Source organism: Isoptericola halotolerans (assembly GCF_003003075.1).
Lineage (GTDB): Bacteria > Actinomycetota > Actinomycetes > Actinomycetales > Cellulomonadaceae > Isoptericola > Isoptericola halotolerans_A.
Map to the genome: position 1 here is coordinate 311,652 of NZ_PVTX01000001.1, position 24,403 is coordinate 336,054.

Below are 24,403 nucleotides of genomic sequence, written 5' to 3' on the forward strand. Positions count from 1 at the left end.
CTCCCACCGGCGCGGCTCCGCACGGTGGTGGTGGGGTGCGGCGGACGCCGCGGCCCCGCGTGCGTCCGCCGAGGCCGCAGAGGTGGTTGCTGATGAGGACGAGGGACGAACGAGGTCGACGCCTCGCAGTCCGCCGCTATCCGTGGGTCACCGCCACGGTGGCGACGGGGGGCGTCGGCGGCCTGCTCGAAGCGTTCGGTCCGGCCGGGTCGGCGCAGATCGCCGTCTCGGCCTTCGCGCTCGTCCTCGTCGTGGTCCGGGGGCGCCGCATGGTCATGGACCTGCGTGCCGGTACCTACGGCGTCGACATGCTGGCCGTGCTGTCGGTGGCCGCCACGGTGCTGGTCGGCGAGTACTGGGCGGCGCTGGTCGTGTGCCTCATGCTCTCCGGCGGGGAGGCGCTCGAGACCTCGGCGAACGGCCGGGCACGCCGCGAGCTGACGGCTCTGCTCGCCCGGGAGCCCCGCGTCGCCCAGCGCGCCGGGCCCGAGGGGACGCTCGAGGAGGTACCCGTCGATCGGATCCGGCCCGAGGACGAGGTGTGGGTCCGGCCGGGGGAGGTCGTCCCGGTGGACGGGCTCCTCCTCACCGCGGCCGCGACGTTCGACGAGTCCTCGCTGACCGGGGAGTCGCTCCCGGTGGAGCACCACCGCGGTGACCCGGTGCTCTCGGGCTCGGTCGCCGGCTCGGATGCGGTGCGGGTGCGCGCCACGGCGACCGCGGCGACGTCGCAGTACCAGGCGATCATCGAGCTCGTGAAGCAGGCGCAGGCGTCCAAGGCTCCGTTCGTCCGTCTCGCGGACCGCGTGGCGGTGCCCTTCACGGTGGTGGCGCTCCTGCTCGCCGCCGCGGCCTGGGCGTTGAGCGGGGACGCGACCCGGTTCGCGGAGGTGCTCGTCGTCGCCACCCCCTGCCCGCTGATCATCGCCGCACCCGTGGCGTTCATGTCGGGGATGTCTCGCGCCGCGTCGAACGGGATCATCGTCAAGTCCGCGGGCACCCTCGAGCTGCTGTCCCGGGTGCGGACGGTCGCCCTCGACAAGACGGGGACGCTCACCCGGGGTGCACCCGTCGTCGCGGAGGTGCTGCCCGTCCCGGGGCGCAGCGCCGAGGAGCTGCTCGCGCTCGCGGCCTCCGTCGAGCAGTACTCGGTGCATGCGCTGGCCGCCGCCATCGTGCGGGCCGCGCACCAGCGCGGCATCGAGCTCTCGCCCGGGCACGACGTCGTGGAGGAGACGGCCCGTGGTGCTCGCGCGGCGGTCGACGGGCACGCCGTCGCCGTGGGCAAGCTGGCCTACGTCGGTGAGGACCCCCGCCACCCCGCCCCCCGGCCCGGGGCCGGGCAGATCGGTGTCCACGTGGCGGTCGACGGCTCGTACGCGGGGACGGTGCTTCTCGCGGATGAGCTCCGGCCCGAGGCCCGCCACACCCTGGTGGCCCTGCGCGGAGCCGGGGTCCGCACCACCGTCATGCTCACCGGGGACGCCGAGGTCACCGCCCGGCACGTCGCGGACCAGGTGGGCATCGACGACGTGCGCGCCGGGCTCCTGCCGCAGGACAAGGTCGACGCCGTGCGACGGCTGCCGGACCGCCCGGTGCTGATGGTGGGGGACGGGGTGAACGACGCGCCCGTCCTCGCCGTGGCCGACATCGGCATGGCCATGGGGGCACGAGGCTCGACGGCCGCGACGGAGTCGGCCGACGCGGTGGCGGTGCACGACGACCTGGCGCGCACCGTCACGGCGGTGCGGATCGGTCAGCGCACCGTGCGCGTCGCGTGGCAGGCCATCGCGCTCGGGATCGGGCTGTCGTCGCTGCTCATGGTCGTGGCGGCCACCGGGCGGCTCCCCGCGCTCGCCGGCGCATGGCTGCAGGAGGGGGTCGACCTCGCCTGCATCCTGTGGGCGCTCCTGGCCACGCGCCCCGGACGGGACGAGACCCGGTCCGGGGCGACAGGTCAGGCCGCGGCGCGCTCGCGGGCGAGCAGCGACTCCTTGATGTCCAACCCGTAGCGGAACCCGCCGAGCGTCCCGTCGCTGCGCAGCACGCGGTGGCACGGCACGAACAGGGCGGCGGCGTTGCGGGCGCACGCTCCGGCGGCGGCGCGCACGGCTGCCGGCCGACCGGTCCGGTCGGCGTACTCGGTGTACGTCACCCGGGTCCCCGGCGGCACGGTCCGCAGCACCTCCCAGGCGTGCTGGCGGTAGGGCCCGGACCGCTGCCGTACGGGCACCTGTCCGACGGCGGTCGGGTCACCGGCGTAGTAGGCGCGCACGGCCGCCGCGGGGCCCACGACCTCCGCGGCGGACTCGGGGACCGCGCGGACCGTCGGGCTGCCTGGGCCGGCCGGCAGCAGCTCCGGGTGGACCAGCGCGAGCAGGGACGCGACGTCGTCGGTCCACCCGGAGGCGAGCACCACGCCGTCGTCGGCGACGATCGTGAACGGGCCGTCGGGGGTGTCGAGGGTGGTCGAGGCGGTCATGGCGAGGTCCTTCCGGTGGGGGCGGCGGCACGCCAGACGTGCCGGGCGGCGTACGAGCGCCAGGGCGCCCAGGAGGCGGCGCGCTCGGCGAGCGCGCGGTGGTCGTCGGGCAGGCCGAGCGCCCGGGCGCCGGCGCGCAGCGCCACGTCGCCCGTCAGCCAGGTGTCGGGGTGGCCCAGCACGCGCAGCGCGACGTACCCGGAGGTCCACGGGCCGATCCCCGGGCGGGCCTCGAGGTCGGCACGCAGGGCCTCGGCATCGGCCCCGACGTCGACGCGGAGCGTGCCGTCCGCCAGCGCGCGGGCGGTCGTGGTGACCGTCTGCCGCTGGCGGGCGGGCAGCGCGAGGTGGGCGCCGTCGTCGTCGGCGACCTGCGCGGCGGTCGGGAACAGCCGGGTCAGGCCGTCGAACCCGGACGCGTACGGCGTGCCGGCGGCCGCGGTCAGCCGGCCGAGGTGGGTGCTGGCCGCGGCGACGGAGATCTGCTGGCCCACGATCGCGCGGACCACGAGCTCGTGCGGGTCGGCGGCGCCCGGCACGCGGGTGCCCGGGGTCGCGGCGACGCTCGCGGCCAGTGCCGGGTCGGCGCCGAGCGCGGCGTCCACGGCGACCGGGTCGGCGTCCAGGTCGAGCAGGCGGCGCACGCGCGCGACGGCGGTGGCGACGTCCTGCAGCGAGGCGAGCTCCAGGCGCAGGGCCACCCGCCCGGGGCCGACGGCGGCACCGGCGGTCACGTGCACGGCGCCGGGGCCGTGGGGCAGCAGGAGCGTGCGGGCGTACGTCGCCTGACGACCGTCGACCGTGGCGGTCTCGACGCCCTCGACGGCGCGTGAGCCGAGGTAGGCGACGGTCCCCACGGCGTCGAACGGTTCGCGCACGGGGAGCGTGACCTGGAGGCGGACCCGGCTGGCGGGCTCGTCCCCGGTGCGGTCCGTGAGGACGGCGATGGCGGGGCCGGTGGCGCGGGCGCGCAGCTCCGTCGGGGTGGTCGCGAAGATCTCCCGCACCGTGTCGTTGAGCTGGCGGATGCTGCCGAACCCGGCGGCGAACGCGACGTCGGCCACCGGCAGGGCGGTGCTGGTGAGCAGGGTGCGGGCGGTCTGCGCGCGGTGGGCCCGGGCGAGGGTGAGGGGACCGGCGCCGAGGTCCTTCCGCAGCACGCGACCCACGTGCCGGGGGCTGTAGCCGAGGCGAGCGGCCAGGCCGTCGACGCCCTCGCGGTCGACGACGCCGTCAGCCACGAGCCGCATGGCGCGCGCCGTCAGGTCGCCGCGCAGGTCCCACGCCGGGGTGCCGGGCGCGGCCTCCGGCAGGCAGCGCTTGCAGGCCCGGTACCCGGCGCCGTGGGCGGCCGCGCTGGTCAGGTAGAAGGTGACGTTCTCCTGCCGCGGGGTGCGGGCCGGGCAGGAGGGGCGGCAGTAGATGCCGGTGGTGCGCACGGCGGTGAAGAACTGTCCGTCGAACCGCACGTCGCGGGCGGCGATCGCGCGGTAGCGCTCGGCGAACACCGGGTCCGGTGCGGTGGCGGGGAGGGTCACGAGACTCATCCTCGCCTGCCGTGGCGGCGTTCGGCTAGCGGAATTCGGACATGGCGGTGGGTCCGCCGCGACCCGCTCAGACGGAGGCGTCGAGCCAGCCGACGACGGCGTCGAGGAACTCGCCGCGGGCCGGGGCGGGGGAGAGGGTCAGGTCGTGCGCCCCGCCGCGGACGGTCATGTAGCTGACGTCGTCGCCGAGCACCGGCGCGACGGCGCGCATGTGCCCCACGTCCAGCACCGTGTCGGTGGTGAGGTGCTGGTCGCGGCTGGACCGGTCGGAGGAGAGCACGAGCACCGGGACGTCCAGGTCCAGGCCGCGGGAGAGGCGTCGCTGGGACCGCAGCACCGACCGCAGCCAGACCGCCCGGACGGCGAAGGGCTCGTGCCACTTCCACGCGGGGTCGAACTCCCACTCGCCGCCGTGCTCGGCGTGCAGGGCCAGGGCGTAGTCCGCCACGAGGTGGCTCACCACGGCCCGCGGCGCCACCGGGGCGACCGTCTCCACCATCGCTGTCGCGGCCCAGCGCGTCAGGCGAGGCTTGTTCAACCGGAACCACGGGCTGTTGAGCACCACGGCGTCGGCCCGGCCGGGCCGTGCCGCGGCCCACAGCGGGGCGACCAGGCCGCCCGTGGAGTGGCCCAGCACGACCAGCCGCTCGTGCCCGGCGGCCCGGACGACGGCGGCGGCCGCGTCCAGGTCCTGGGCGTAGACCGCGATGTCCGGCACCTGGTTCGGGTCGTGGCCCGCTGCGGCGTGCGCGTCCCAGGAGCGCCCGTGCCCGCGCAGGTCGACGGCGTAGAACGCGTACCCCGCGGCTCCGAGCGCCCGGGCCACGTGCGGGTGGAAGAAGTAGTCGACGAACCCGTGGACCGCCAGCACGGCGACCCGCGCGGGCCTGCCGTCGGGCGCCACCGAAGGTGTGTACCGCACGAGCGTGGCCTCGGCGCCGTCGGGCAGGGGCAGGGTGCGTGCCTCGAAGCCGTCGCCCAGCAGGTCGGGGCGCCAGGCGGTCGGCTCCGGGGGCGCGGGGGTGGCAGGACCGGGTGCGGTGGGGCCGGGTGCGGACGTCATCCCGCCGAGCCTACTCAGCGGGGCTGGTCGGGTCGCTCGCCGGGGGCTCCGGGGTCCTCCGGCGCGCCACCCGGTGCGTCGGGCCGCTCGGGCGCCGGGTGCGGCGGCTCCGCCGGCGGCTGCGGGGAGGCGAGCGGCGGCTGGCCCGGCGCGGCCACGGGCGGCTGGCCCAGCGGCGGCGCGGGCTGGGGCGGCGTGCCCCCGGGCGTGTACGGGTTGGGCACCGACGCGCCGCCGGTGTGGCTGCCGGGTCCCGTCGCGTAGCCGCCGGTGCCCGTCGCGGCGGCGGTCCCGTCGCGGCGGTTGTTGCGCACCACCAGGACGGCGACGAGCGCGATGACGGCCAGGCCGACCACGACGCCGACGATCCACCAGGGGAACCCGCCGGAGCCGAGCCCGCCGCCGGCGTCGCCACGGGCGTAGATCTCGGTGCTCTCGCCCATGGCGGGGCGCCACTCGACCGTGCTGCCCTCGACGGTGCCGTTCGTGTCGGTGATCTCGCCCGGGAACGTGACGGCCAGGCGGACGTCGAAGGCGTCCGCGACCCCGCCGGGCAGGGAGTCGAGCTGACCCGTGTCGTCGGTCATGTCCATGGTGCCGGCCACGACGTACTCGTCGCCCTCACGGGTGATGGACAGCTCGTCGGTGCCCGTACCGGACAGCTCCTCGATCGGGACGTCGGTGAACGTCATCGTGGTGCCGGTGTACTCGCCGTCCGCGTACGGCTCCTGGGTCGCGCCCTCCGGCAGGTCGCTGGCGATCTCGCCGCCGGCCTGGTCCCAGAGCTGCTGGGGGTCCATGCCCATGCTGGTGGCGAGCTCGTCGGAGAACCCCATGACGAGCGACCCCGAGACGGTGTCGTCCTCGGACAGCGTCATGTCCATGTCGACCTTCATGCAGCCGGCGAGGGCGAGCAGCCCCACCATGGCGAGCAGGGCGACGACGGCGGTGCGGAGGCGGCCTCGGCCTCGGGTGGGTGTCTGCACCTGTCCAGCATCACCCACGGAGGGGCGGGCGGCACGCGCTGGCGGCAGGACGTGCGCCCGACGGCCTGCGCGGCAGGGTTGAGTGGAATAGACTCAACTTTGCGGAGGTTGAACTCGGCAGCACCCCAGGAGCGGACACGGAGGACCCATGGACACCAAGTTCACGACGATGTCGCAGCAGGCCATCGGCGACGCCGTGCAGTCGGCGTCGGCGGCCGGCAACCCCCAGCTCGAGCCGGCCCACCTGCTGGCCGCGCTGCTGCAGCAGTCCGGCGGGGTCGCCGTCGGTCTCCTCGAGGCCGTCGGTGCCAACCCGCAGCAGATCGGTCAGAAGGTGCGCGCGGCGCTCGTCGCGCTGCCCACGGTGAGCGGCGAGGGCGTCGCCCAGCCGGCACCGTCCCGGCCGATGCAGTCCGTCCTGACCACCTCCGCGCAGGAGGCCGAGGGACTCGGCGACGAGTACGTCTCGACCGAGCACCTGCTCATCGCGCTGGCCGCCGGGCAGTCCTCGGCCGCGCAGGCGCTGACGGCGGCGGGGGCGACGGCCGACGCGCTGCGTGCCGCGCTGCCCGCGGTCCGCGGCTCCGGACGCGTCACCAGCCCCAACCCGGAGGGCACCTACAAGGCCCTGGAGCAGTACGGCACCGACCTCACCGCGCGCGCCCGGGACGGCAAGCTCGACCCGGTCATCGGCCGGGACGCCGAGATCCGGCGCGTCGTGCAGGTGCTGTCCCGCCGCACCAAGAACAACCCCGTGCTCATCGGCGAGCCCGGCGTCGGCAAGACGGCCGTCGTCGAAGGCCTGGCCCAGCGCATCGTCGCCGGCGACGTCCCGACGTCGCTGCAGGGCAAGCGCCTCGTCGCGCTGGACCTGGTCGGCATGGTCGCCGGCGCCAAGTACCGCGGCGAGTTCGAGGAACGACTCAAGGCGGTCCTCGAGGAGATCGCCTCGTCCGACGGCGAGGTCGTCACCTTCATCGACGAGCTGCACACCGTCGTGGGCGCGGGCGCCGGCGGGGAAGGCGCCATGGACGCGGGCAACATGCTCAAGCCCATGCTCGCCCGTGGCGAGCTGCGGATGGTGGGCGCCACCACGCTGGACGAGTTCCGCGAGCACATCGAGACGGACCCGGCCCTCGAGCGGCGCTTCCAGCAGGTCTTCGTCGGCGAGCCCTCGGTCGAGGACACCGTGGCGATCCTGCGGGGGCTCAAGGAGCGGTACGAGGCGCACCACAAGGTGACCATCGCCGACTCCGCCCTCGTCGCCGCCGCGACGCTGTCCGACCGGTACGTCTCCGGCCGCCAGCTCCCCGACAAGGCCATCGACCTGGTCGACGAGGCCGCCTCCCGCCTGCGCATGGAGCTCGACTCCTCGCCCGTCGAGATCGACGAGCTGCAGCGTGCCGTCACCCGGCTGGAGATGGAGGAGGTCGTGCTCTCCGAGGCCGACAACTCGGCCGACGCGACCGCGCAGGACCGCCTCGAGCGCCTCCGCTCGGACCTGGCGGACAAGCGCGAGCAGCTGGCCGCGCTGACGGCCCGCTGGGAGGCGGAGAAGGCCGGCCACAACCGGGTGGGCGACCTGCGCGCCCGGCTCGACGAGCTCCGCGTGGACGCCGAGCGCAAGCTCCGCGAGGGCGACCTCGAGGGCGCTGCGCGCGTGCAGTACGGCGAGATCCCCGCCGTCGAACGCGAGCTGACCGATGCCGAGCAGGCCGAGGCCTCCGTCTCCGCGGCCGAGGACGTCGCGCACGAGGCCCCGATGATCGCCGACCGGGTCGGCGCGGACGAGGTCGCCGAGGTCGTCGCGGCCTGGACCGGCATCCCGGCCGGGCGGATGCTGCAGGGCGAGCAGGAGAAGCTCCTCGGCATGGAGGACGTGATCGGCGAACGGCTGATCGGGCAGCGGTCGGCGGTGGCCGCCGTGTCCGACGCCGTCCGGCGCTCGCGGGCCGGCGTCGCCGACCCCGACCGCCCGACGGGTTCGTTCCTGTTCCTCGGCCCCACGGGCGTGGGCAAGACCGAGCTCGCGAAGTCGCTGGCCGACTTCCTCTTCGACGACGAGCGGGCGATGGTCCGCATCGACATGTCGGAGTACTCCGAGAAGCACTCGGTCGCACGCCTGGTCGGCGCACCTCCCGGGTACGTCGGCTACGAGGAGGGCGGCCAGCTCACCGAGGCGGTGCGCCGCCGGCCGTACTCCGTGGTGCTGCTCGACGAGGTGGAGAAGGCGCACCCCGAGGTGTTCGACATCCTGCTGCAGGTGCTCGACGACGGCCGCCTGACGGACGGCCAGGGCCGCACGGTGGACTTCCGCAACACCATCCTGGTGCTGACGTCGAACCTGGGGTCCCAGTTCCTCGTGGACCCGACGCTGGACGACGCCGCGAAGCGGGAGAACGTGTTGACGACCGTCCGGGCGTCGTTCAAGCCCGAGTTCCTCAACCGGCTCGACGACGTGGTGGTGTTCGACGCGCTGTCGATCACCGAGCTGGGGCGGATCGTCGAGCTCCAGGTCGCCGCCTTCGCGGCGCGGCTCGCGGACCGGCGCATCACCCTGTCGGTGACGGAGTCGGCGCGTGAGTGGCTGGCGCTCGAGGGCTTCGACCCGGCGTACGGCGCCCGTCCGCTGCGGCGCCTGGTGCAGCGGGAGATCGGGGACCGGCTGGCCCGGCTCCTGCTCTCCGGTGACGTGACCGACGGCGACCGGGTCGTCGTCGACCGCGACCCGGAGGGCGGGGGGCTCACCGTGGCCCCGGAGGTGCTGAACGCCTGACCGGGCCCGCGACCCCGTGCTCGAACGCCCACACGACCAGCTGGACGCGGTCGCGGGTGCCGGTCTTGGTCATGACCCGGCCCAGGTGGGACTTGACGGTGCTCGGTTCGAGGAACAGCGCGGAGGCGATCTCCGCGTTCGACGACCCCCGGCACAGCAGGGTGACGATCTCGTGCTCGCGCGGCGTGAGCAGACCGGCGGCGCCGTCGTCGCGCGGGGCGGGCGCCCGCCGGCGGGCGAACTCGTCCAGGACGCGCCGGGTGAGCGAGGAGTCCACGAGACCGTCGCCCGACGCCACCCGCCGGACCGCGTCGACCAGCACCTCCGGCTCGGCGTCCTTGAGCAGGAACCCGCTGGCGCCGGCCTCGAGGGCGCCGAACACGTAGTCGTCCAGGTCGAACGTGCTCACCACGAGCACCGGGACCGGGTCGACGACGCCGGGCCCGGCCAGCTCCCGGGTCGCGGTGATGCCGTCGCCCCCGGGCATGCGGACGTCCATGCACACGACGTCGGGACGCACCCGCCGGACGACCTCGACGGCCTGGGTGCCGCTGGAGGCCTCGCCCACGACGTCGATCCCCTCGGAGCCGAGGATGACCGCGAAACCCGCGCGGACCACGGACTGGTCGTCGACCAGCACCACCCGGGTCACGACGCCTCCTGCCCGACGCCGGGGCGGGTCGGCTCCTGCAGCGTCTCGGTGCCGGGCGCCGCGCGGCCGGTGGGTGCCTCGCGGGGGACCGCCAGGCGGACGAGCCAGGCGCCGTCGGGCGTGACCGAGGCCTGCAGCGTGCCGCCGACCAGGGCGGCGCGCTCGGACATGCCGATGATGCCGTGCCCCGGCGGTGCGGCCCGCCCGGGGCGTCCCTCGGCGGGCCGGCCGGCCGCCGCCGGGCCGTCGCCGGGCACGACGACGCGGTTGCGCACGGTGAGCACCACCTCGTCCGGCCGGTGGTCGACGACGACGGTGACGGGCTGGCCGGGCGCGTGCCGGCGGGCGTTCGCGAGCGACTCCTGCAGCACCCGGTAGACGGTGCGCTGGGCGTTCGGCGGGAGGTCCTGCTCGGTACCCCGGACCTCGTGGCGGACGTCCGCACCCGTGGACCGGGCGAGGGTGAGCAGCGCCGGCAGGTCGTCGAGGGTGGGCTGCGGTGCGTCGCCGTCGCGGCCGTCGGCCCGGTCGCCGGACCGCAGCAGGCCGACGACGAGGCGCAGGTCGTCCAGCGTCGAGCGGCCCTGCGTGCGGATCCAGCGCAACGACTCCCGCGCGCGGTCCGGGTCCGTGCCGACGAGACGCTCCGCCGCGGCGGCCTGGACGACGATGCCGGACAGGTGGTGCGCGGCGACGTCGTGCAGCTCGCGCGCCATGCGGCCGCGCTCCTCGAGCACCGCGCGGGCCGCCAGCGCCTCCCGCTCCCGCTCCGCCTGCTCGACACGTTCGCGCAGCTGCGTCTCCAGCTCCCGGCGGGTGCCGACGTACACACCGACGGCGGTGGCCGCCACGTAGGCCAGCACCGCGGACAGCAGCCCGGTCCAGAGCTGGGTCGCGGCGGTGCCGGCGGCGGGGAGGTGCTCGGGGACGGGTCCCGTGAGCACGAACGCGAGGACGGTCTGCACGACCGCCGCCGCGCCCGACCACCCGAGCGCGCCGCGCCGCGGGAGGTACGCGCCCACCGAGTAGGCCGCGACCAGCGTGGCCGGCGCCTGGAAGGTCATGAGCGGGGGCAGGACCGCCACGAGCGCCACCTGGGCGGCGGCGACGAGCGCGAGGCAGAGCAGCGGGGACCGCCGGCGCAGGGTCAGGAGCATCGCCTGCGCGACGATGACGCCGACCACCGCGAGGCGCCCGCGGGTCCCGAGGTGCCCGGCGTCGGCGGCCTGGCCGACGAGCGGTGCGACCACCTCGTCGAACGCCACCCGCTCCACCACCAGGAAGAGGACGAGCGTCAGGACACCGACCACCGCCCCGAGCGCGGCGTCGCGGGCGGTGGGGGTGGCACGGGCGGCGCGGAGACGCCGGAGCAGGGGGCCGGTCACGCGGTGCCTTCCGTCCGTCGGGTGCTGGGGCGAGGATACCGGTGGCCCGGCAGACCGGGCCGGGAGGCCACGGTCCGCCGGACGCGCCGGGGTCAGACGAGGTCGCGGCGGCGGAACGTGACCGCCCCGGAGCCGAGCACGACGACCACCCACGCGGCGAGCCCGGCGAGGGCGGCTGCCACCCCGATCGTCCCGGCGTCACCGAGGAGGCCGGCGGCGCCCTGGCCGGTCGACGCGAGCGCGCCGAGGGTCAGGGGCATCCACGACACGGCGGAGGAACCGCCGGACAGCAGGGCGACGACCGTCTGGACCATGGGCTCGACGAAGGCGACCGCCACGACCACGACGACCGCGGCGACCTGGCCCCGCACGAGGATGCCGACCCCCAGGCCCAGCCAGGCGAACGCGACGAGGACGCACAGACCGCGCGCCCAGATCCCCAGGACGTCACCGGCCCCGAGGGCCAGCCCGGTGCCCGGTGCGGTCAGCAGCGCGGACGCGAGGCCGAGCGCCGAGACGAGCGCGAGCCCGGCACCGATCGTCGCCGCCGCCGCGGCCGTCGCGCCCACCTTGCCCAGCAGGACGCGGGTGCGCGACGGGACCACGAGCGCGGTCGGGACGATGCCGCCCGTGCGGAAGTCCGTCGTGCCGGCGAGCGCGCCCAGGATGAGCATGCACAGGGTCGCGACCCCGACGGATCCCGTGCCCGACGGCCCGTTGCCGAGCAGGTCGAGCATGCCGCGCTGGACGGAGGCGCTGCCCAGGTCCGTCAGGGCGGCCAGGTCGGGGACCAGGTCCGCGGCCGGACCGGTCGGCCCCTCGGTGGCGGCGAGCTCGTCGAGGCCCTCGAGCAGGCGGGGCAGCAGGATGGTCACCGTCTGGAGGAGCGCGGCGCCGGCGAGCGCGACGATCCCGATGATCCACGGCGACCGGGTGGAACGGAGCTTGAGCATCTCGGCACGGAACATCAGCGGACTCCTGCGGTGGTGGCGGTCAGGTCGAGGTAGACGTCCTCGAGGGAGGCGTCGCGGACGAGCTCGTCCAGCGGGCCCGCGGTGATGACCCGGCCCTGTCCGACGACGACGACGTCGTCGGCCACCTGCGTCACCTCGGCGAGGACGTGGCTGGCGAGCAGGACGGCACCGCCGCCGTCGGCGAAGGACCGCAGCATCTCGCGCAGCCAGCGCATGCCGGCCGGGTCGAGCCCGTTGGCGGGTTCGTCGAGGACGAGCACCGCCGGGTCGCCGAGGAGCGCGGCGGCCAGCCCGAGCCGCTGCCGCATCCCCAGCGAGTAGGTGCGCACCCGGCGGTCGGCGGCGGGTGTCATCGACACGATCTCCAGGACGTCGTCGACCCGGTGGGCGGGGAGCCCGGCCGCCAGGGCGAGGATCCGGAGGTGGTCCCGGCCGGTGCGGCCGGGGTGCAGGCCACCGGCGTCGAGCAGCGCGCCCACGGTCCGGGCGGGCTGGTCGAGGTCGTGGTGGCGGCGACCCTGGACGAGTGCCTCACCGGCGGTGGGTGCGGCGAGCCCGAGCAGGACGTGCAGGGTGGTGGTCTTGCCGGCGCCGTTCGGGCCGAGCAGACCGACGACGCGGCCCGGTTCGACCGTCAGGTCGACGTCGTGCACGGCGTCGAACGCTCCGTACGACTTGCGGAGCCCGGTGATCTGGATGGCGGGCACGTGATCCCCTCTCGCGTGTGGCCGGGCCGGTTCCGGCGCGGTGCTCCCAGCCTGGCCGGGGCGGCGTCGTCGTCGCTTCTGGCGGGAGGGGGAACGTGGCCTACGACTTTTGGGGGAACGCCGAACGCCCGTGCCCGGCACGGCTCGAACAGGTCGAGCCGTGCCGGGCACGGGCGTGCGGTGCGTGCGGTGCGCGTCAGACGCGGACGAACGTGGGGTTGTCCTGCCACATCTTGCGCTTGACGACGCCGACGCCGGGACGCGCCGACTCGATGATCTTGCCGTTGCCGGCGTAGATCGAGACGTGGCCCGGGGTGTAGACGATGTCACCGGGGCGGGCCTGGGACCGCGAGACCGCCTTGCCGGCCCGCTTCTGCGCGGACGTGGTGCGCGGCAGGCTCTTGCCGGTCGCCTTCTTGTACACGTACGAGGTGAAGCCGGAGCAGTCGAAGCCCGACGACGGGCTGGTGCCGCCGTAGGAGTAGCGGTAGCCGACGTACCGGTTGGCGACCTGGACGACCTTGGCCCCGCTCGTCTGCTTCGCCTTCACCCGGATGGTGCGGTGCTTCTTGACCTTGGCCAGGCCGGTGGACTTGGCGGGCACGACGGTCAGGCGGATGCGGTTCTTGCCGACGTCGTAGTGCTTCAGCAACGGCTTCATGCGCACGATGCCGTTCTTGTTGAGCTTCTTGACGTTGACCTTCTTGCCGTCGACGAAGAGCCGGACCCGGCCCTTCACCGCGTCGCCGCCCTTCGTGGCCTGGACGGTGAACCGGGGACGGGTGCTGCCCTTGCCCTGCTTGGCGGTCTTGCGCGAGACCGACACCTTGACGACGGGCTTGGAGGTCCGGGCCGTGACGAGCCCGTGGCCGGCGGTCGAGAGGCCGGCCGTCGAGGTGGCCGCTGCGGTGGACGGGGCGGGTGCTGCCGAGGCCTGGCCGGCTCCGGCGACGAGGGTGCCACCGGCGAGCGCGGCGGACAGGGCGATGGCGACGGTCGAGCGTCGCAGGCGCGGCATGCGCGCCGTGGTGGCGTCCTGCGGGCGCGCACCACTGTGGTGAGTGATGGACATGCTGACCTCTCGAGCCTGCGAGATGAGCTGTCGGATGAGGCCGAGAAGTGATGGCCCGCCGTCGTGGGACGGCTTAACCCCGAGGGCGGCACGAGTCCGCCCGAAGAACGTGGTTCTCCCGCTGCTGCCGTGGGTTCGGTGATGCCGGGCCGCCGGCAGCACTCGGCTTGCGGCCCGACCGTTCACCCCAGACGTGGGGCGACCCGCGAACGCTAACGACGGATCCCGGTCAGATCACAGTCGGATAACGGTGAGTTGCAGGGTCGTTCGCGAAGAAACCGTGAAGAAATCCGTCCGGGAGAACATCGGGGGCGAGTGCGGCAAATGCCGCTATATCTCGCCGGGCGCGGACAGATCGGCGGTCGATATGTCGTCGATGCCCGGTCCTGGCAGCTCGAAGTGCGGGCGCACCGGCGCCATCGATGCAGGTCGGGCGCAGATCTTCACAACTCGGCGGCCCCCGGGCCGGCTCACTCGAGCAGGGTGCCGGTCCGCGGCGCGGCCGAGACGGCCACGCAGAGCCCGGCGCGGTCGCCCGCTTCCCACGACTCCTCGCTGGGCGTCCACAGGACCCACGTCAGGTCGTCCGCCAGCCCGGAGGCCTCCGCCCGCGCGCCGACCAGCTCGGGGGTGCAGGCCCGGGCGGCACGGGCCTGCACGACGTCGGCGCCCGGCCACACCTCGTCGACCGTCGAGTCGTGCCGCCCGACGACCTGCGCGACGTGCGCGTCCCGGCACGGCACCACCTCGACGGTGCCGACCGTCGCGGAGTCCGGCACGTCGGCCAGGCACGAGCCCAGCACGAGCTGGACGGCGTTCACCGTGCCGGGCTCCGCGACGTCGCCCGCCACCGGCTCCCAGGCCCGGTCGTGCGCGCGGTTCACGAGCCACGAGCCGCCCGCCGCCACCACCACGACCAGCACCACCACGCCCAGCACGGACAGCACCCAGCCCCGTGCCCGACGGCGCGCGGCGGCCCGGGCGGCGGGCGTCGGACCCCCGGGAGCGCCCCAGCGCGCCCCGTAGGCGGTCGGGTCCTCCGCCGTGGCCAGCCCACCCGCCGGGACCGGCCGGTCGACCGGGGTGCCGCCGTCGGCCCCGGGGTGGCCCGGAACCGCCGGACCGGCGGGACCTGCCGGCTCCGCGGAACCTGCCGGACCTGCCGCGCCGGGGCCGGGGGAGACGAACAGCGGGTCCTCGGAGCGGTCCGGAACGTCGGTCATGGGAACAACCTAGAGCGTTCGGCTGGGTCCGCGGGTGCCGCGGTCAGCCCGCGAGGTCCAGGACGACCGGCACGTGGTCGCTCGCCCCCTTGCCCCGCCGCTCGTCCCGGTCCACGGTCACCGCCGTGACCTGGTCGCGCAGCGCCGGCGAGGCGTACGCGAAGTCGATCCGCAGCCCCTTGTTCCGCGGGAACGCGAGCTGCTGGTAGTCCCAGTACGTGTAGGTGTGCTCGGCCGGCAGGTGCTCGCGCGTGACCTCGGTGTACCCGGCGTCCTCGAACGCCGCGAACGCGGCCCGCTCCGCCGCCGAGACGTGCGTGTGGCCCTCGAACGCCGTCACGTCCCACACGTCCGTGTCCCGCGGGATCACGTTCCAGTCGCCCAGGAGCCCGACCTGCGCCGTCGGGTCGGCCGCCAGCCACCCCGCGGCCTGCGCCCGCAGCCCGTCGAGCCAGGCGAGCTTGTAGGCGTAGTGCGGGTCGGTCAGCGTGCGGCCGTGCGGCACGTACAGCGACCACACCCGCACGCCGCCGCACGTCGCGCCGATCGCGCGGGCCTCGACCCGCGGCTCCTGCCCCGGCTTGCCGAACGCCGGCTGCCCGGCGTACGACGTCTCGACCTCCTTCAGGCCCACGCGCGAGACGATCGCGACGCCGTTCCACTGGTGGTACCCGGTGTGGGCGACCTCGTAGCCCGCCGCCTCGAACGGAGCGACCGGGAGCTGGTCGTCACGGCACTTCGTCTCCTGGATCGCGAGCACGTCGATGCTCGAACGCTCCAGGAAGGCCAGCACCCGGTCCAGCCGGGTTCGCAGGGAGTTCACGTTCCACGTGGCGATACGCACGCAGGCACCCTAGGCACATAGAGTGCGGTCATGGGAACCGCGCTCGTCACCGGTGCCACCGCCGGCCTCGGACTGGAGTTCGCCTGGCAGCTCGCCACGGCGCGACACGACCTCGTGCTCGTGGCGCGCACGACCGAGCGCCTCGAACAGGTGGCCGGGCAGATCCGCGCCGCCGCGGGGGTCCAGGTGGAGGTGCTGCCCGCCGACCTCTCCGACGCCGACGACGTCGCCCGGGTCGCCGAGCGGCTCGCCGTCGCGGGGGACGAGCCGGGCGAGGACCGCCGTCCCGTGGGCCTGCTCGTCAACAACGCCGGGTTCGCCACCGCGCAGCGGTTCGTCGGGGGAGACGTCGGCACCGAGCTGGACGCCGTGGACGTCATGGTGCGCGCCGTCGTGCAGCTCAGCCACGCGGCCGTGGGGCAGATGACCGCCCGCGGGCGGGGCGCCGTCCTCAACGTCGGCTCGGTCGCCGCCCTCACCGCCGGCGGCACCTACGCCGCCGCCAAGGCCTACGTCCGGTCCTTCACCGAGGGGCTCGCCGTCGAGCTGCGGGGCTCCGGCGTGACCGCCACGGTGCTGTGCCCCGGCTTCACGCACACCGAGTTCCACGACCGCGCCGGGCTGTCGATGAGCCAGGTGCCCGACGGCGCGTGGCTCGGTGCCCCGTTCGTGGTGGCGCAGGCGCTCGCGGACGTGCGCCGCGGCGTCGTCATCTCCACGCCGTCGGTGCGCTACAAGGCGGCCTCGGCGCTGCTGCGCGTGCTGCCGCGCTCGGCCGTGCGGGCCATCGGCCACTACCGCTGACGGGTCAGTCCCGGGCGGCGCGTGCCGCGGCCTGACGTGCCGCCTCCGCCTCGGCCTGCCGTGCCGCCTGCTCGGCCTTCTCCAGCTCGCGCAGCCTCTTGCGGGCCTCCCGCACCTGCCGCTCGGCGTCCTTGCGACGGTGGGCGGCCTTCTTCACCCGGGGGTCGCCCGCGTAGGTGCGCGCCCGCGCCGCGGCCTCCTCGGCGAGCTCCCGGCTCCCGGGGTCGGTGCCCGACGGCGTCACGGAAGCGGCGTCGTCGTCCCCGGCGTGCGGTGCCCCCGCGGCGCGGTGCTCGATGAGCACGGCGATGCCGTCGAGCGTCCGGTCCAGGCCCCACTGGACGTCGTCGACCTCGTCGAGACCGGGCGTCTGGGCGATGTAGGAGCCACGCTCGACGAGCGGTCGCAGGAAGGGGAAGCGGACCTCGTCGACGAGTGCGCGCAGCGTGTCGGCGAGGCCGGCGGCGGCCGCCGCGCCGTCGTCCTCGGTGGCGGCGCGGTCGAGGTCGCGGCCGAGCGCGGCGGCGTTGCGCGTGTAGCCGTTGACCAGGAGGATCGTCGCGATCTTCTCCTCGTCCGCCAGGGGCGTCGAGCGCAGCGCGCGCAGCCCGGCGTCCGCTGCCCGCAGGTTGTTCGGCGTCAGGGGTGCGCCGGTGATCGGGATGTCCAGGACCCAGGGGTGGGCGCGGTACAGGGCGAGCGTGACCAGGGCCCACTCGCGCAGCTCGGCGCGCCAGTCGGCCGGCTCGTGCGCCGGCGGGAACTCGACGTCGATCACGGACTCCTGCATGAGGAGCAGCAGGTCGTCCTTGCTGGTGACGTACCGGTAGAGGGACATCGTGGTGAAGCCGAGGCTCTTGGCCACGCGAGCCATCGAGACGGCCCCGAGGCCGTCCGTGTCGGCGATCTCGACGGCCGCCGCGACGATGCGTTCGATGCTCAGCTCGCGCCGGGGCGCGCGCTCCGGGCGTTCGGCCACGCCCCACGCGAGGGCGAGGCCGGGAGGGAGCTCGGGTGCGTCCGTCATGGGGACATCATCGCCGACGGCCGCCCCGGCGAGCGGGCCGACCGCCGGCGAACCGTCTCACCGCGCCCTGCGGCGCCGGTAGAGGAGGCTCCCCGCCACGAGGCTGACGGCCAGGAAGCCGGTGAGCCAGGCGCACGCCGCCAGGAGCGTGGACGTCTCGAGGTTCCCCGTCAGCAGGCCGCGCACCGTCTCGATGATCGGCGTGAACGGCTGGTTCTCGGCGAACCCGTGCAGCCAGTCGGGCATGGTCTCCACCGGCACGAACCCGGAGCTGAGGTACGGCACGAAGAGGAAGATCATCGTCACCGACTGCGACGAGTCGACGCTCATCACGAGACCGAGCACGGCGCTGACCCAGGTGAACGTGACGATCGCGAACGTCGCGAAGGCGACGAACCCGAGCCAGCCCGCCGGTCCGGCGTCGGGCCGGAAGCCCAGCGCCAGGGCGACCGCGACCACCAGGACGGCGGAGGCCAGGTTGCGCACGACGCTCGCCACGACGTGCCCCCACAGGGCCGACGGCGAGAAGATCGGCAGGGTCTTGAACCGGTCGATGGTGCCCGAGGTCATGTCCTGCGCGACGGCGGTCGCCGCGGTCGCGGAGTTCATGCCCAGGCACATGACGAGCACCCCGGGCACCACGTAGTCGATGTAGTCACCGGTGCCGCCGCTGATCGCGCCGCCGAAGATGACGACGAACACGACCATGATCATGACCGGCAGCGCGAACGCGGTGATGATGCCGTCGACCGACCGGATGCTGCGCCGGGCCTCGCGACGGGACATGGTCGCCACGTCGCGCAGCGGAGCGCTGCGGCGGGTGCTCCGGTCCGGGCTGCGGCGGGTGGACGGCGGTGGTGCCGCGGGTGCGGCCGGGGTCTGGACGGTCATCGTGCGGTCTCCTGGACGGGCTGGACGGGCTGGACGGGCTGGGCGGGGTGCTGGGTGAGGGCGAGGAAGACGTCGTCGAGCGTCGGCCGGACGACGCTCACGCCGGAGACGGCGAGGCCGCCGGCGTCGGTGCGGTCGAGCACGTCGCGGATCGTCCGGACGGGCTCGGTGCTGGGGAAGGTCAGCGCGAGCGACCGGTGGTCGGTCTCGGCGGCGTCCAGGCCGGCCAGGCCGGCGAGCGCGACGTCGCGAGCGGCGGCGAGGCTCCGGGCGTCGTCGAACGTGACCCGCACGTGCTCGCCGGAGACCAGGGCCTTGAGCTCCGCGGCGCTGCCCAGGGCGGCGACCCGGCCGTCGGCCAGCACGGCGATGGTGTCCGCGAGGCGGTCGGCCTCCTCGAGGTACTGGGTGGTGAGCAGGACGGTGGTGCCGTCGGCGGCGAGCCCACGGACCACCTCCCACAGCTGGGAGCGCGAGGCCGGGTCGAGCCCTGTCGTGGGCTCGTCGAGCACGAGGACGTCGGGGTCGCCGACGAGGCTGATCGCCAGGTCGAGCCGGCGTCGCATGCCGCCGGAGTACGTGGCCACCTTGCGCTGGGCGGCGTCGGTGAGGCCGAACCGGGCGAGCAGCTCGGTGGCGCGGTGGCGGACGGCCCGCCGGGGCAGGTGGGCCAGGTCGGCCATCATCCGGAGGTTCTCGGCCCCGGTGGAGAACTCGTCCACGGAGGCGTACTGACCGGTCAGGGCGATCCGGCGCCGGACGGTCCCGGCCTCGCGGACGACGTCGGCCCCGGCCACGGTGACGGTGCCCGCGTCGGGCCGCAGCAGCGTGGTGAGGATGTTGACGCAGGTCGTCTTCCCGGCACCGTTCGGTCCGAGCAGGGCGAAGATCTCCCCGTGCCGGACGGTCAGGTCGACGCCGCGCAGGACGGGGGTACGTCCGTAGGACTGGTGCAGTCCGTGGATCTCGATCATCGGGGGCTTCACGGGCGGGCTCCTTTTGGTGTGTATGGCATACACGAGCGTATGGCATAAACAGAGTGTTGGCTATACACGAAGTGTTCTGGGTACACGGCGGCGGTCGAGGGGGCCCGGGAGCCCGGGGCGCCCGCGTACCCTGGTGCCGTGACTTCCGCCGACTTCTCCCCGACCCCCCGTGAGCAGCTGCTCGAGCTCGTCCAGGAGCTCGCCGTCGTGCACGGGAAGGTGACGCTCTCCTCCGGCAAGGAGGCCGACTACTACGTCGACCTGCGCCGCATCACGCTGCACCACCGGGCCGCTCCGCTCGTGGGCCACGTGCTGCTGGACCACCTGGAGGAGGTCGGGCTGGGCACGGCCGAGGTGGACGCCGTCGGCGGCCTCACGCTCGGCGCCGACCCCATCGCCGACGCGCTCCTGCACGCCGCGGCGTCGCGTGGGCAGGAGCTGGACGCGTTCGTGGTGCGCAAGTCCGCGAAGACCCACGGCATGCAGCGGCAGATCGAGGGTCCCGACGTCGCCGGCCGCAAGGTCGTCGTGCTGGAGGACACCACCACCACGGGCGGCTCACCCATCACCGCCATCGAGGCGCTGCGCGCAGCGGGCGCCGAGGTGCTCGGCTGCGCGACCATCGTCGACCGCGCCACGGGGGCGGGGGAGAAGATCGAGGCTCTCGGCGTGCCGTACCACTACCTCTTCGGGCTGGACGACCTCGGCCTCGCCTGACCGCCCGAGCGTTGTGGGCGCGAAATCTGGCCCGAATCGTCCGTAAATGCGGCATTTTCGAGCCCAAAAATCGCGCCCACAACGCTGCCGGGTCAGACGCGGGGGATGAGGTCCGCGATCGAGTCCACCACGTGCGACGGCCGGAACGGGTGGTGGTCGACCTCCTCGGGCGCCGTCGACCCCGTGAGCACCAGGAACGTCTCCAGCCCCGCCTCGATCCCCGCCACGACGTCGGTGTCCATGCGGTCGCCGATCATCGCCGTCGTCTCCGAGTGCGCGTCGATGCGGTTGAGCGCCGAGCGGAACATCATCGGGTTGGGCTTGCCCACGTAGTAGGGCGAGCGCCCCGTCGCAGCGGTGATCATCGCCGCGACGGCCCCGGTCGCCGGCAGAGGTCCCTCCGTGGAGGGCCCGGTCGTGTCCGGGTTCGTGGCGATGAACCGCGCCCCGCCCTTGATGAGGCGGATCGCCTTGGTGATCGCCTCGAACGAGTACGTCCGCGTCTCGCCGAGCACCACGTAGTCCGGGTCGGTCTCCGTGAGCGTGTAGCCCGCCGCGTGCAGCGCGGTGGTCAGACCCGCCTCGCCGATGGCGTAGGCCGAGCCGTTGGGCACCTGGTCCGCCAGGAACGTGGCGGTCGCGAGGGCCGACGTCCAGATCGCCTCCTCCGGCACCTCGATGCCGGAGCGGGACAACCGCGCGGCGAGGTCGCGTGCCGTGAAGATCGAGTTGTTCGTCAGCACGAGGAAGGGGCGCCCGGCGTCGCGCAGCGTCGCGATGAACTCCGACGCGCCCGGGATGGCCTGCCCCTCGTGCACGAGGACGCCGTCCATGTCGGTGAGCCAGCACTCGATCTGTCGGTCCGTCATGGGCACACCGTAGCCGTAGGCTTCCTCTGTGATCGACGAGGCCCAGGAACCCCCGACGCACTCCGGCGCCGTGCGCCGCCACGCCGCACCCCCTGCGGGGACCTCGTGGCGGGCGGCTCCCGGGCTCGCCCTGCGCGGTGGGTTCGTGGGGATGGCGGAGTCGGTGCCCGGCATCTCCGGCGGCACCATCGCCCTGGTGACCGGCCTCTACGACCGGCTGCTGACGGCCGCCAGCCAGGTGGTGCACGCGGGCCGCGAGCTGGTCCAGGGTGTCGCCAAGGGCAGAGGCCTGCGCCCCGCCGGGCGGGCGCTGCGGGCTGTGGACTGGCGGTTCCTGCTGCCCGTGCTGGTCGGCATGGCCGTCCTGCTGCTCGTGTCGCTGAGCGTCATCGCCCCGCTCGTCGAGTCCCAGCCCGTCATGATGCGGGCGCTGTTCTTCGGCATGATCGCCGTGGCGGTCGTGGTCCCGCTGCGGATGATGCCCCACCGGTTCCGGCTCGCCGACGGCGCGGTCCTCGCCGTGGCCGTCGTCGTCGGGTTCTTCCTCGTGGGTCTGCCGCCCGCGGAGGTGGCGGACCCGTCCCTCTGGTACGTGTTCATCGGTGCCGCCATCGCGATCAACGCCCTGGTGCTCCCCGGGGTGTCCGGGTCGACGCTGCTGCTGGTCATGGGCCTGTACGTGCCGGTGCAGGAGGCCGTGAGCGACCGCGACCTGGCGTTCGTCGGCGCGTTCGCCCTGGGTGCCGTCGTCGGCCTGGCGAGCTTCGTCAAGCTGCTGCACTGGCTCCTCGAGCACCGCCGTCAGGTGACGATGGCGGTGCTGGCGGGCCTGATGATCGGCTCGCTGCGAGCGTTGTGGCCGTGGCAGGACGCCGACCAGGGGCTGCTGGCCCCGCCCGGCGCCGGCGCCGCCGTCGGCCCGGTCCTGATCGCCGTGGCGGGCGCCGCCGTCGTGGGCGCCGCGATCTGGTGGGAGTCGTCGCGGACCGACGAGCATGCCTGAGCCCGACGACGGCGCCCCCGCGCCGGTCGGCGTCGGTCCCTGGCCCGGCGAGCCGCCGGACGACCCCCGGTACGACCCGGAGCTGCTGGCCCACGGGGACCGCCGCAACGTCGTCGACCGCTACCGGTACTGGACCGTCGACGCGATCGTGGCGGACCTGGACGGACGCCGCCCACCGGACCGCCGGTTGCACGTGGCGATCGAGAACTGGGCGCACGACCTCAACATCGGGTCCGTGGTCCGCACGGCCAACGCCTTCAACGTCGCCGGGGTGCACATCGTGGGCCGACGGCGGTGGAACCGGCGGGGCGCGATGGTCACCGACCGCTACCTCCACGTCCACCACCACGCGGACGCCGGGGCGCTGACGGACTGGGCGGCGACGGCGGGACCGGCGGGGGAGCGGCTGCCGATCGTGGGCGTCGACAACGTGCCGGGCTCGGTGCCCCTGGAGCGCCGGGAGCTGCCGGCCCGCTGCGTGCTGCTGTTCGGCCAGGAGTCGAGCGGGCTGACGCCGGCGGCGCAGGCCGCCTGCGACGTCGTCGTCCACATCACCCAGCACGGCTCCACGCGCTCGCTGAACGCCGGTGCGGCGGCCGCGATCGCGATGCACACCTGGGCCCTGCAGCACGCGTGACCCGGGCGACCGTCTCGCTCTGCGGGCCCGGATGTGACGCCCATGACCGGGTCGTGAGAAAATCTGGATGCATGCGGGCCCGGAGGCCGCTCGCCACCAGTGAGGGTGTGTCGCCCGCCCGCCTGCGTTCCTCGTACGTTCCCTCATTGGAGTACCGCAGATGCCTATCGCAACCCCCGAGGTCTACGCCGAGATGATCGACCGGGCGAAGGCTGGCAAGTTCGCCTACCCCGCCGTCAACATCACCTCGTCGCAGACCGTCACCGCCGCGCTCCAGGGCTTCGCCGAGGCGGAGTCGGACGGCATCATCCAGGTCTCCGTGGGCGGCGGCGAGTACGCCTCGGGCTCCACGATCAAGGACCGCGTCTCCGGCTCGCTGGCCCTCGCCGCGTACGCCGCCGAGGTCGCGAAGAACTACCCCGTCAACATCGCGATCCACACCGACCACTGCGTCAAGAAGAATCTCGACTCCTGGGTCCGCCCGCTGCTGGCCCTCGAGGCGGAGCAGGTGAAGGCGGGCAAGAACCCGACCTTCCAGTCGCACATGTTCGACGGCTCGGACATCCCGCTGGAGGAGAACCTCGTCATCGCCGAGGAGCTGCTCGAGCTGTCGCAGGCCGCGCGCACCATCCTCGAGGTCGAGATCGGCGTCGTCGGCGGCGAGGAGGACGGCCACGAGGCCGAGATCAACGAGAAGCTCTACACCACGGTCGAGGACGGCCTGGCCACGGTCCGCGCCCTCGGCGCCGGCGAGAAGGGCCGCTACCTGACGGCCCTGACCTTCGGCAACGTGCACGGCGTCTACAAGCCGGGTGCCGTCAAGCTGCGTCCGGAGATCCTCGCCGAGATCCAGCAGGCCGTCGGCGCCGAGATCGGCCAGGAGAACCCGTTCGACCTCGTGTTCCACGGTGGGTCCGGCTCCACGGCCGAGGAGGTCGCCACGGCGGTCGACAACGGCGTCATCAAGATGAACATCGACACGGACACGCAGTACGCGTTCTCGCGCCCCGTCGCCGGTCACTTCTTCACCAACTACGACGGCGTCCTGAAGGTCGACGGCGAGGTCGGCAACAAGAAGGCCTACGACCCGCGCGCCTGGGGCAAGCTGGCCGAGGCCGGCATGGCCGCGCGCATCGTCGAGGCGTGCCAGTGGCTGCGCTCGGCCGGCCACAAGATGTGATCTCTCCTCGTCGAGAGAGTGCTCAGCGCCCCTTCGCCGGTCACCGGCGGAGGGGCGTCGTGCGTCAGCGAGGGCCGGCGGTCGTGATGTCCAGGTCGACGCCGGGGTCCTCGTCGACGATCTCCAGGAGCTCGCCGATCCGGGTGACCTCGAGGAGGAACCGCACGGTGGGAGGTGCGCGCAGCACCCGCACCTTGTGCGGGCTCCGTGACGCCAGCCGCGCCAGGAACGCCACGCCGGAGGAGTCCATGAAGGTGACGTGGTGCGCGTCGAGCTCCACCGGGAGGCCCGAGGCCTCGGCGTCGGAGATCGCCTCGCCGAGCTCGGCGCTGACGTCGGCGTCGATCTCGCCCGAGAGGACGACCCGTGCCCGGGAGGTGCCCACGATGACGTGGATGCTCGCGGGGTCGCCGATCTGGGGCGCCGTGTGCCCCGTGCCGTCGCCGGCCGCCGGGGCGCTCGGCGTCGCGTTCGATCCCTCCTGCACGGTGCTCCTTCCTCGAGCTGCTCGCTCTTCTCGGGTCTCAGCGGACACCAATCTACGGTTGAATGTGCAGCGAATGCACCAACTTGGCCGC

The 24,403-nt window shown here is 74.3% G+C and carries 23 protein-coding genes and 1 riboswitch; of the genes, 7 read left to right on the forward strand and 16 right to left on the reverse strand.

Annotated elements, in window-relative coordinates; genetic code table 11:
- The first annotated feature begins 92 nt into the window (after positions 1 to 92).
- A complete protein-coding gene (locus BCL65_RS01490) occupies positions 93 to 2,012 on the forward strand; it encodes a heavy metal translocating P-type ATPase (protein WP_106264517.1) in 1,920 nt (639 codons plus the stop codon).
- Here BCL65_RS01490 and BCL65_RS01495 read toward each other — a convergent pair.
- The 4 genes from BCL65_RS01495 to BCL65_RS01510 all read right to left on the reverse strand — a co-directional run bounded on the left by BCL65_RS01495 (position 1,958) and on the right by BCL65_RS01510 (position 6,078).
- A complete protein-coding gene (locus BCL65_RS01495; RefSeq protein ID WP_106264518.1) occupies positions 1,958 to 2,482 on the reverse strand; it encodes a methylated-DNA--[protein]-cysteine S-methyltransferase in 525 nt (174 codons plus the stop codon). The genes BCL65_RS01490 and BCL65_RS01495 overlap by 55 nt on opposite strands.
- Positions 2,479 to 4,029 (reverse strand): AlkA N-terminal domain-containing protein, encoded by a 1,551-nt coding sequence (locus BCL65_RS01500; protein WP_106264520.1) that lies wholly within the window; start codon positions 4,027 to 4,029, stop codon positions 2,479 to 2,481. Before BCL65_RS01500 ends, BCL65_RS01495 begins: the two co-directional genes overlap by 4 nt.
- 67 nt (positions 4,030 to 4,096) lie before the next feature.
- Positions 4,097 to 5,092, reverse strand: a complete 996-nt coding sequence (locus tag BCL65_RS01505; RefSeq protein ID WP_106264522.1) for an alpha/beta hydrolase — start codon at positions 5,090 to 5,092, stop codon at positions 4,097 to 4,099.
- A 14-nt stretch (positions 5,093 to 5,106) separates the two neighbouring features.
- Positions 5,107 to 6,078: an LppM family (lipo)protein gene (locus BCL65_RS01510; RefSeq protein WP_106264524.1), complete on the reverse strand. Its 972-nt coding sequence runs from the start codon at positions 6,076 to 6,078 to the stop codon at positions 5,107 to 5,109.
- A 148-nt stretch (positions 6,079 to 6,226) separates the two neighbouring features.
- Here BCL65_RS01510 and clpB point away from each other — a divergent pair, with 148 nt between their 5' ends.
- On the forward strand, positions 6,227 to 8,854 hold the full coding sequence (gene clpB, locus BCL65_RS01515) for an ATP-dependent chaperone ClpB (protein ID WP_106264526.1): 2,628 nt from the start codon (positions 6,227 to 6,229) through the stop codon (positions 8,852 to 8,854).
- Here clpB and BCL65_RS01520 read toward each other — a convergent pair.
- From BCL65_RS01520 to BCL65_RS01550, 7 genes are all read right to left on the reverse strand, one after another.
- Positions 8,823 to 9,506: a response regulator gene (locus BCL65_RS01520; RefSeq protein WP_106264528.1), complete on the reverse strand. Its 684-nt coding sequence runs from the start codon at positions 9,504 to 9,506 to the stop codon at positions 8,823 to 8,825. The two genes, clpB and BCL65_RS01520, sit on opposite strands and share 32 nt — an antisense overlap.
- Positions 9,503 to 10,891: a sensor histidine kinase gene (locus BCL65_RS01525; RefSeq protein WP_106264530.1), complete on the reverse strand. Its 1,389-nt coding sequence runs from the start codon at positions 10,889 to 10,891 to the stop codon at positions 9,503 to 9,505. Before BCL65_RS01525 ends, BCL65_RS01520 begins: the two co-directional genes overlap by 4 nt.
- A gap of 92 nt (positions 10,892 to 10,983) precedes the next feature.
- A complete protein-coding gene (locus BCL65_RS01530) occupies positions 10,984 to 11,859 on the reverse strand; it encodes a hypothetical protein (RefSeq protein WP_106264532.1) in 876 nt (291 codons plus the stop codon).
- Positions 11,859 to 12,572, reverse strand: a complete 714-nt coding sequence (locus BCL65_RS01535; RefSeq protein ID WP_106264534.1) for an ABC transporter ATP-binding protein — start codon at positions 12,570 to 12,572, stop codon at positions 11,859 to 11,861. Before BCL65_RS01535 ends, BCL65_RS01530 begins: the two co-directional genes overlap by 1 nt.
- Positions 12,573 to 12,768: 196 nt before the next feature.
- Positions 12,769 to 13,644: a C40 family peptidase gene (locus BCL65_RS01540; RefSeq protein ID WP_106264536.1), complete on the reverse strand. Its 876-nt coding sequence runs from the start codon at positions 13,642 to 13,644 to the stop codon at positions 12,769 to 12,771.
- A riboswitch (cyclic di-AMP (ydaO/yuaA leader) is annotated at positions 13,642 to 13,790 on the reverse strand. (Overlaps the previous gene by 3 nt.)
- A 324-nt stretch (positions 13,791 to 14,114) precedes the next feature.
- Positions 14,115 to 14,867 (reverse strand): septum formation family protein, encoded by a 753-nt coding sequence (locus BCL65_RS01545; protein ID WP_106264538.1) that lies wholly within the window; start codon positions 14,865 to 14,867, stop codon positions 14,115 to 14,117.
- A gap of 43 nt (positions 14,868 to 14,910) precedes the next feature.
- On the reverse strand, positions 14,911 to 15,711 hold the full coding sequence (locus BCL65_RS01550; protein WP_106264540.1) for an exodeoxyribonuclease III: 801 nt from the start codon (positions 15,709 to 15,711) through the stop codon (positions 14,911 to 14,913).
- A 30-nt stretch (positions 15,712 to 15,741) separates the two neighbouring features.
- Here BCL65_RS01550 and BCL65_RS01555 point away from each other — a divergent pair, with 30 nt between their 5' ends.
- Positions 15,742 to 16,515 (forward strand): SDR family NAD(P)-dependent oxidoreductase, encoded by a 774-nt coding sequence (locus BCL65_RS01555; protein WP_106264542.1) that lies wholly within the window; start codon positions 15,742 to 15,744, stop codon positions 16,513 to 16,515.
- Positions 16,516 to 16,519: 4 nt separating this feature from the next.
- Here the strand turns inward: BCL65_RS01555 and BCL65_RS01560 are convergent, their stop codons facing one another.
- The 3 genes from BCL65_RS01560 to BCL65_RS01570 are packed head-to-tail and all read right to left on the reverse strand — an operon-like array spanning position 16,520 to position 19,419.
- The gene (locus BCL65_RS01560) at positions 16,520 to 17,542 is read right to left on the reverse strand and encodes a TetR/AcrR family transcriptional regulator (RefSeq protein WP_106264543.1); all 1,023 of its coding nucleotides are present in this window, start codon (positions 17,540 to 17,542) and stop codon (positions 16,520 to 16,522) included.
- 57 nt (positions 17,543 to 17,599) lie between these two features.
- Positions 17,600 to 18,433: an ABC transporter permease gene (locus tag BCL65_RS01565; RefSeq protein WP_106264545.1), complete on the reverse strand. Its 834-nt coding sequence runs from the start codon at positions 18,431 to 18,433 to the stop codon at positions 17,600 to 17,602.
- Positions 18,430 to 19,419, reverse strand: coding sequence for an ATP-binding cassette domain-containing protein (locus BCL65_RS01570; RefSeq protein ID WP_243400784.1), 990 nt, complete (start codon positions 19,417 to 19,419; stop codon positions 18,430 to 18,432). The genes BCL65_RS01565 and BCL65_RS01570 overlap by 4 nt, the downstream gene beginning before the upstream one ends.
- A gap of 138 nt (positions 19,420 to 19,557) precedes the next feature.
- Here BCL65_RS01570 and pyrE point away from each other — a divergent pair, with 138 nt between their 5' ends.
- On the forward strand, positions 19,558 to 20,136 hold the full coding sequence (gene pyrE, locus BCL65_RS01575; protein WP_106264547.1) for an orotate phosphoribosyltransferase: 579 nt from the start codon (positions 19,558 to 19,560) through the stop codon (positions 20,134 to 20,136).
- 92 nt (positions 20,137 to 20,228) lie between these two features.
- Here pyrE and BCL65_RS01580 read toward each other — a convergent pair whose 3' ends face one another.
- A complete protein-coding gene (locus tag BCL65_RS01580; RefSeq protein WP_106264549.1) occupies positions 20,229 to 21,005 on the reverse strand; it encodes an HAD-IIA family hydrolase in 777 nt (258 codons plus the stop codon).
- Positions 21,006 to 21,033: 28 nt separating this feature from the next.
- On the opposite strand from BCL65_RS01580, the gene BCL65_RS01585 reads away from it, so the two are divergent.
- The 3 genes from BCL65_RS01585 to fbaA all read left to right on the forward strand — a co-directional run bounded on the left by BCL65_RS01585 (position 21,034) and on the right by fbaA (position 23,825).
- Positions 21,034 to 22,008: a DUF368 domain-containing protein gene (locus BCL65_RS01585; protein WP_106264551.1), complete on the forward strand. Its 975-nt coding sequence runs from the start codon at positions 21,034 to 21,036 to the stop codon at positions 22,006 to 22,008.
- A complete protein-coding gene (locus BCL65_RS01590; RefSeq protein ID WP_106264553.1) occupies positions 22,001 to 22,645 on the forward strand; it encodes a TrmH family RNA methyltransferase in 645 nt (214 codons plus the stop codon). Before BCL65_RS01585 ends, BCL65_RS01590 begins: the two co-directional genes overlap by 8 nt.
- 160 nt (positions 22,646 to 22,805) lie before the next feature.
- Positions 22,806 to 23,825 (forward strand): class II fructose-bisphosphate aldolase, encoded by a 1,020-nt coding sequence (fbaA, locus tag BCL65_RS01595; protein WP_106264555.1) that lies wholly within the window; start codon positions 22,806 to 22,808, stop codon positions 23,823 to 23,825.
- 64 nt (positions 23,826 to 23,889) lie between these two features.
- Here the strand turns inward: fbaA and BCL65_RS01600 are convergent, their stop codons facing one another.
- Complete coding sequence (locus BCL65_RS01600; protein ID WP_106264557.1) at positions 23,890 to 24,312, reverse strand: STAS domain-containing protein; 423 nt, start codon at positions 24,310 to 24,312, stop codon at positions 23,890 to 23,892.
- Positions 24,313 to 24,403: the final 91 nt, after the last annotated feature.

Coding starts and splice junctions, on each gene's coding strand:
- BCL65_RS01490 (WP_106264517.1), top strand. CDS start 93: ATGAGGACGAGGGACGAACGAGGTCGACGCCTCGCAGTCCGCCGCTAT.
- BCL65_RS01495 (WP_106264518.1), bottom strand. CDS start 2,482: ATGACCGCCTCGACCACCCTCGACACCCCCGACGGCCCGTTCACGATC.
- BCL65_RS01500 (WP_106264520.1), bottom strand. CDS start 4,029: ATGAGTCTCGTGACCCTCCCCGCCACCGCACCGGACCCGGTGTTCGCC.
- BCL65_RS01505 (WP_106264522.1), bottom strand. CDS start 5,092: ATGACGTCCGCACCCGGCCCCACCGCACCCGGTCCTGCCACCCCCGCG.
- clpB (WP_106264526.1), top strand. CDS start 6,227: ATGGACACCAAGTTCACGACGATGTCGCAGCAGGCCATCGGCGACGCC.
- BCL65_RS01530 (WP_106264532.1), bottom strand. CDS start 11,859: ATGTTCCGTGCCGAGATGCTCAAGCTCCGTTCCACCCGGTCGCCGTGG.
- BCL65_RS01540 (WP_106264536.1), bottom strand. CDS start 13,644: ATGTCCATCACTCACCACAGTGGTGCGCGCCCGCAGGACGCCACCACG.
- BCL65_RS01545 (WP_106264538.1), bottom strand. CDS start 14,867: ATGACCGACGTTCCGGACCGCTCCGAGGACCCGCTGTTCGTCTCCCCC.
- BCL65_RS01555 (WP_106264542.1), top strand. CDS start 15,742: ATGGGAACCGCGCTCGTCACCGGTGCCACCGCCGGCCTCGGACTGGAG.
- BCL65_RS01560 (WP_106264543.1), bottom strand. CDS start 17,542: ATGACGGACGCACCCGAGCTCCCTCCCGGCCTCGCCCTCGCGTGGGGC.
- BCL65_RS01565 (WP_106264545.1), bottom strand. CDS start 18,433: ATGACCGTCCAGACCCCGGCCGCACCCGCGGCACCACCGCCGTCCACC.
- BCL65_RS01580 (WP_106264549.1), bottom strand. CDS start 21,005: ATGACGGACCGACAGATCGAGTGCTGGCTCACCGACATGGACGGCGTC.
- BCL65_RS01590 (WP_106264553.1), top strand. CDS start 22,001: ATGCCTGAGCCCGACGACGGCGCCCCCGCGCCGGTCGGCGTCGGTCCC.
- fbaA (WP_106264555.1), top strand. CDS start 22,806: ATGCCTATCGCAACCCCCGAGGTCTACGCCGAGATGATCGACCGGGCG.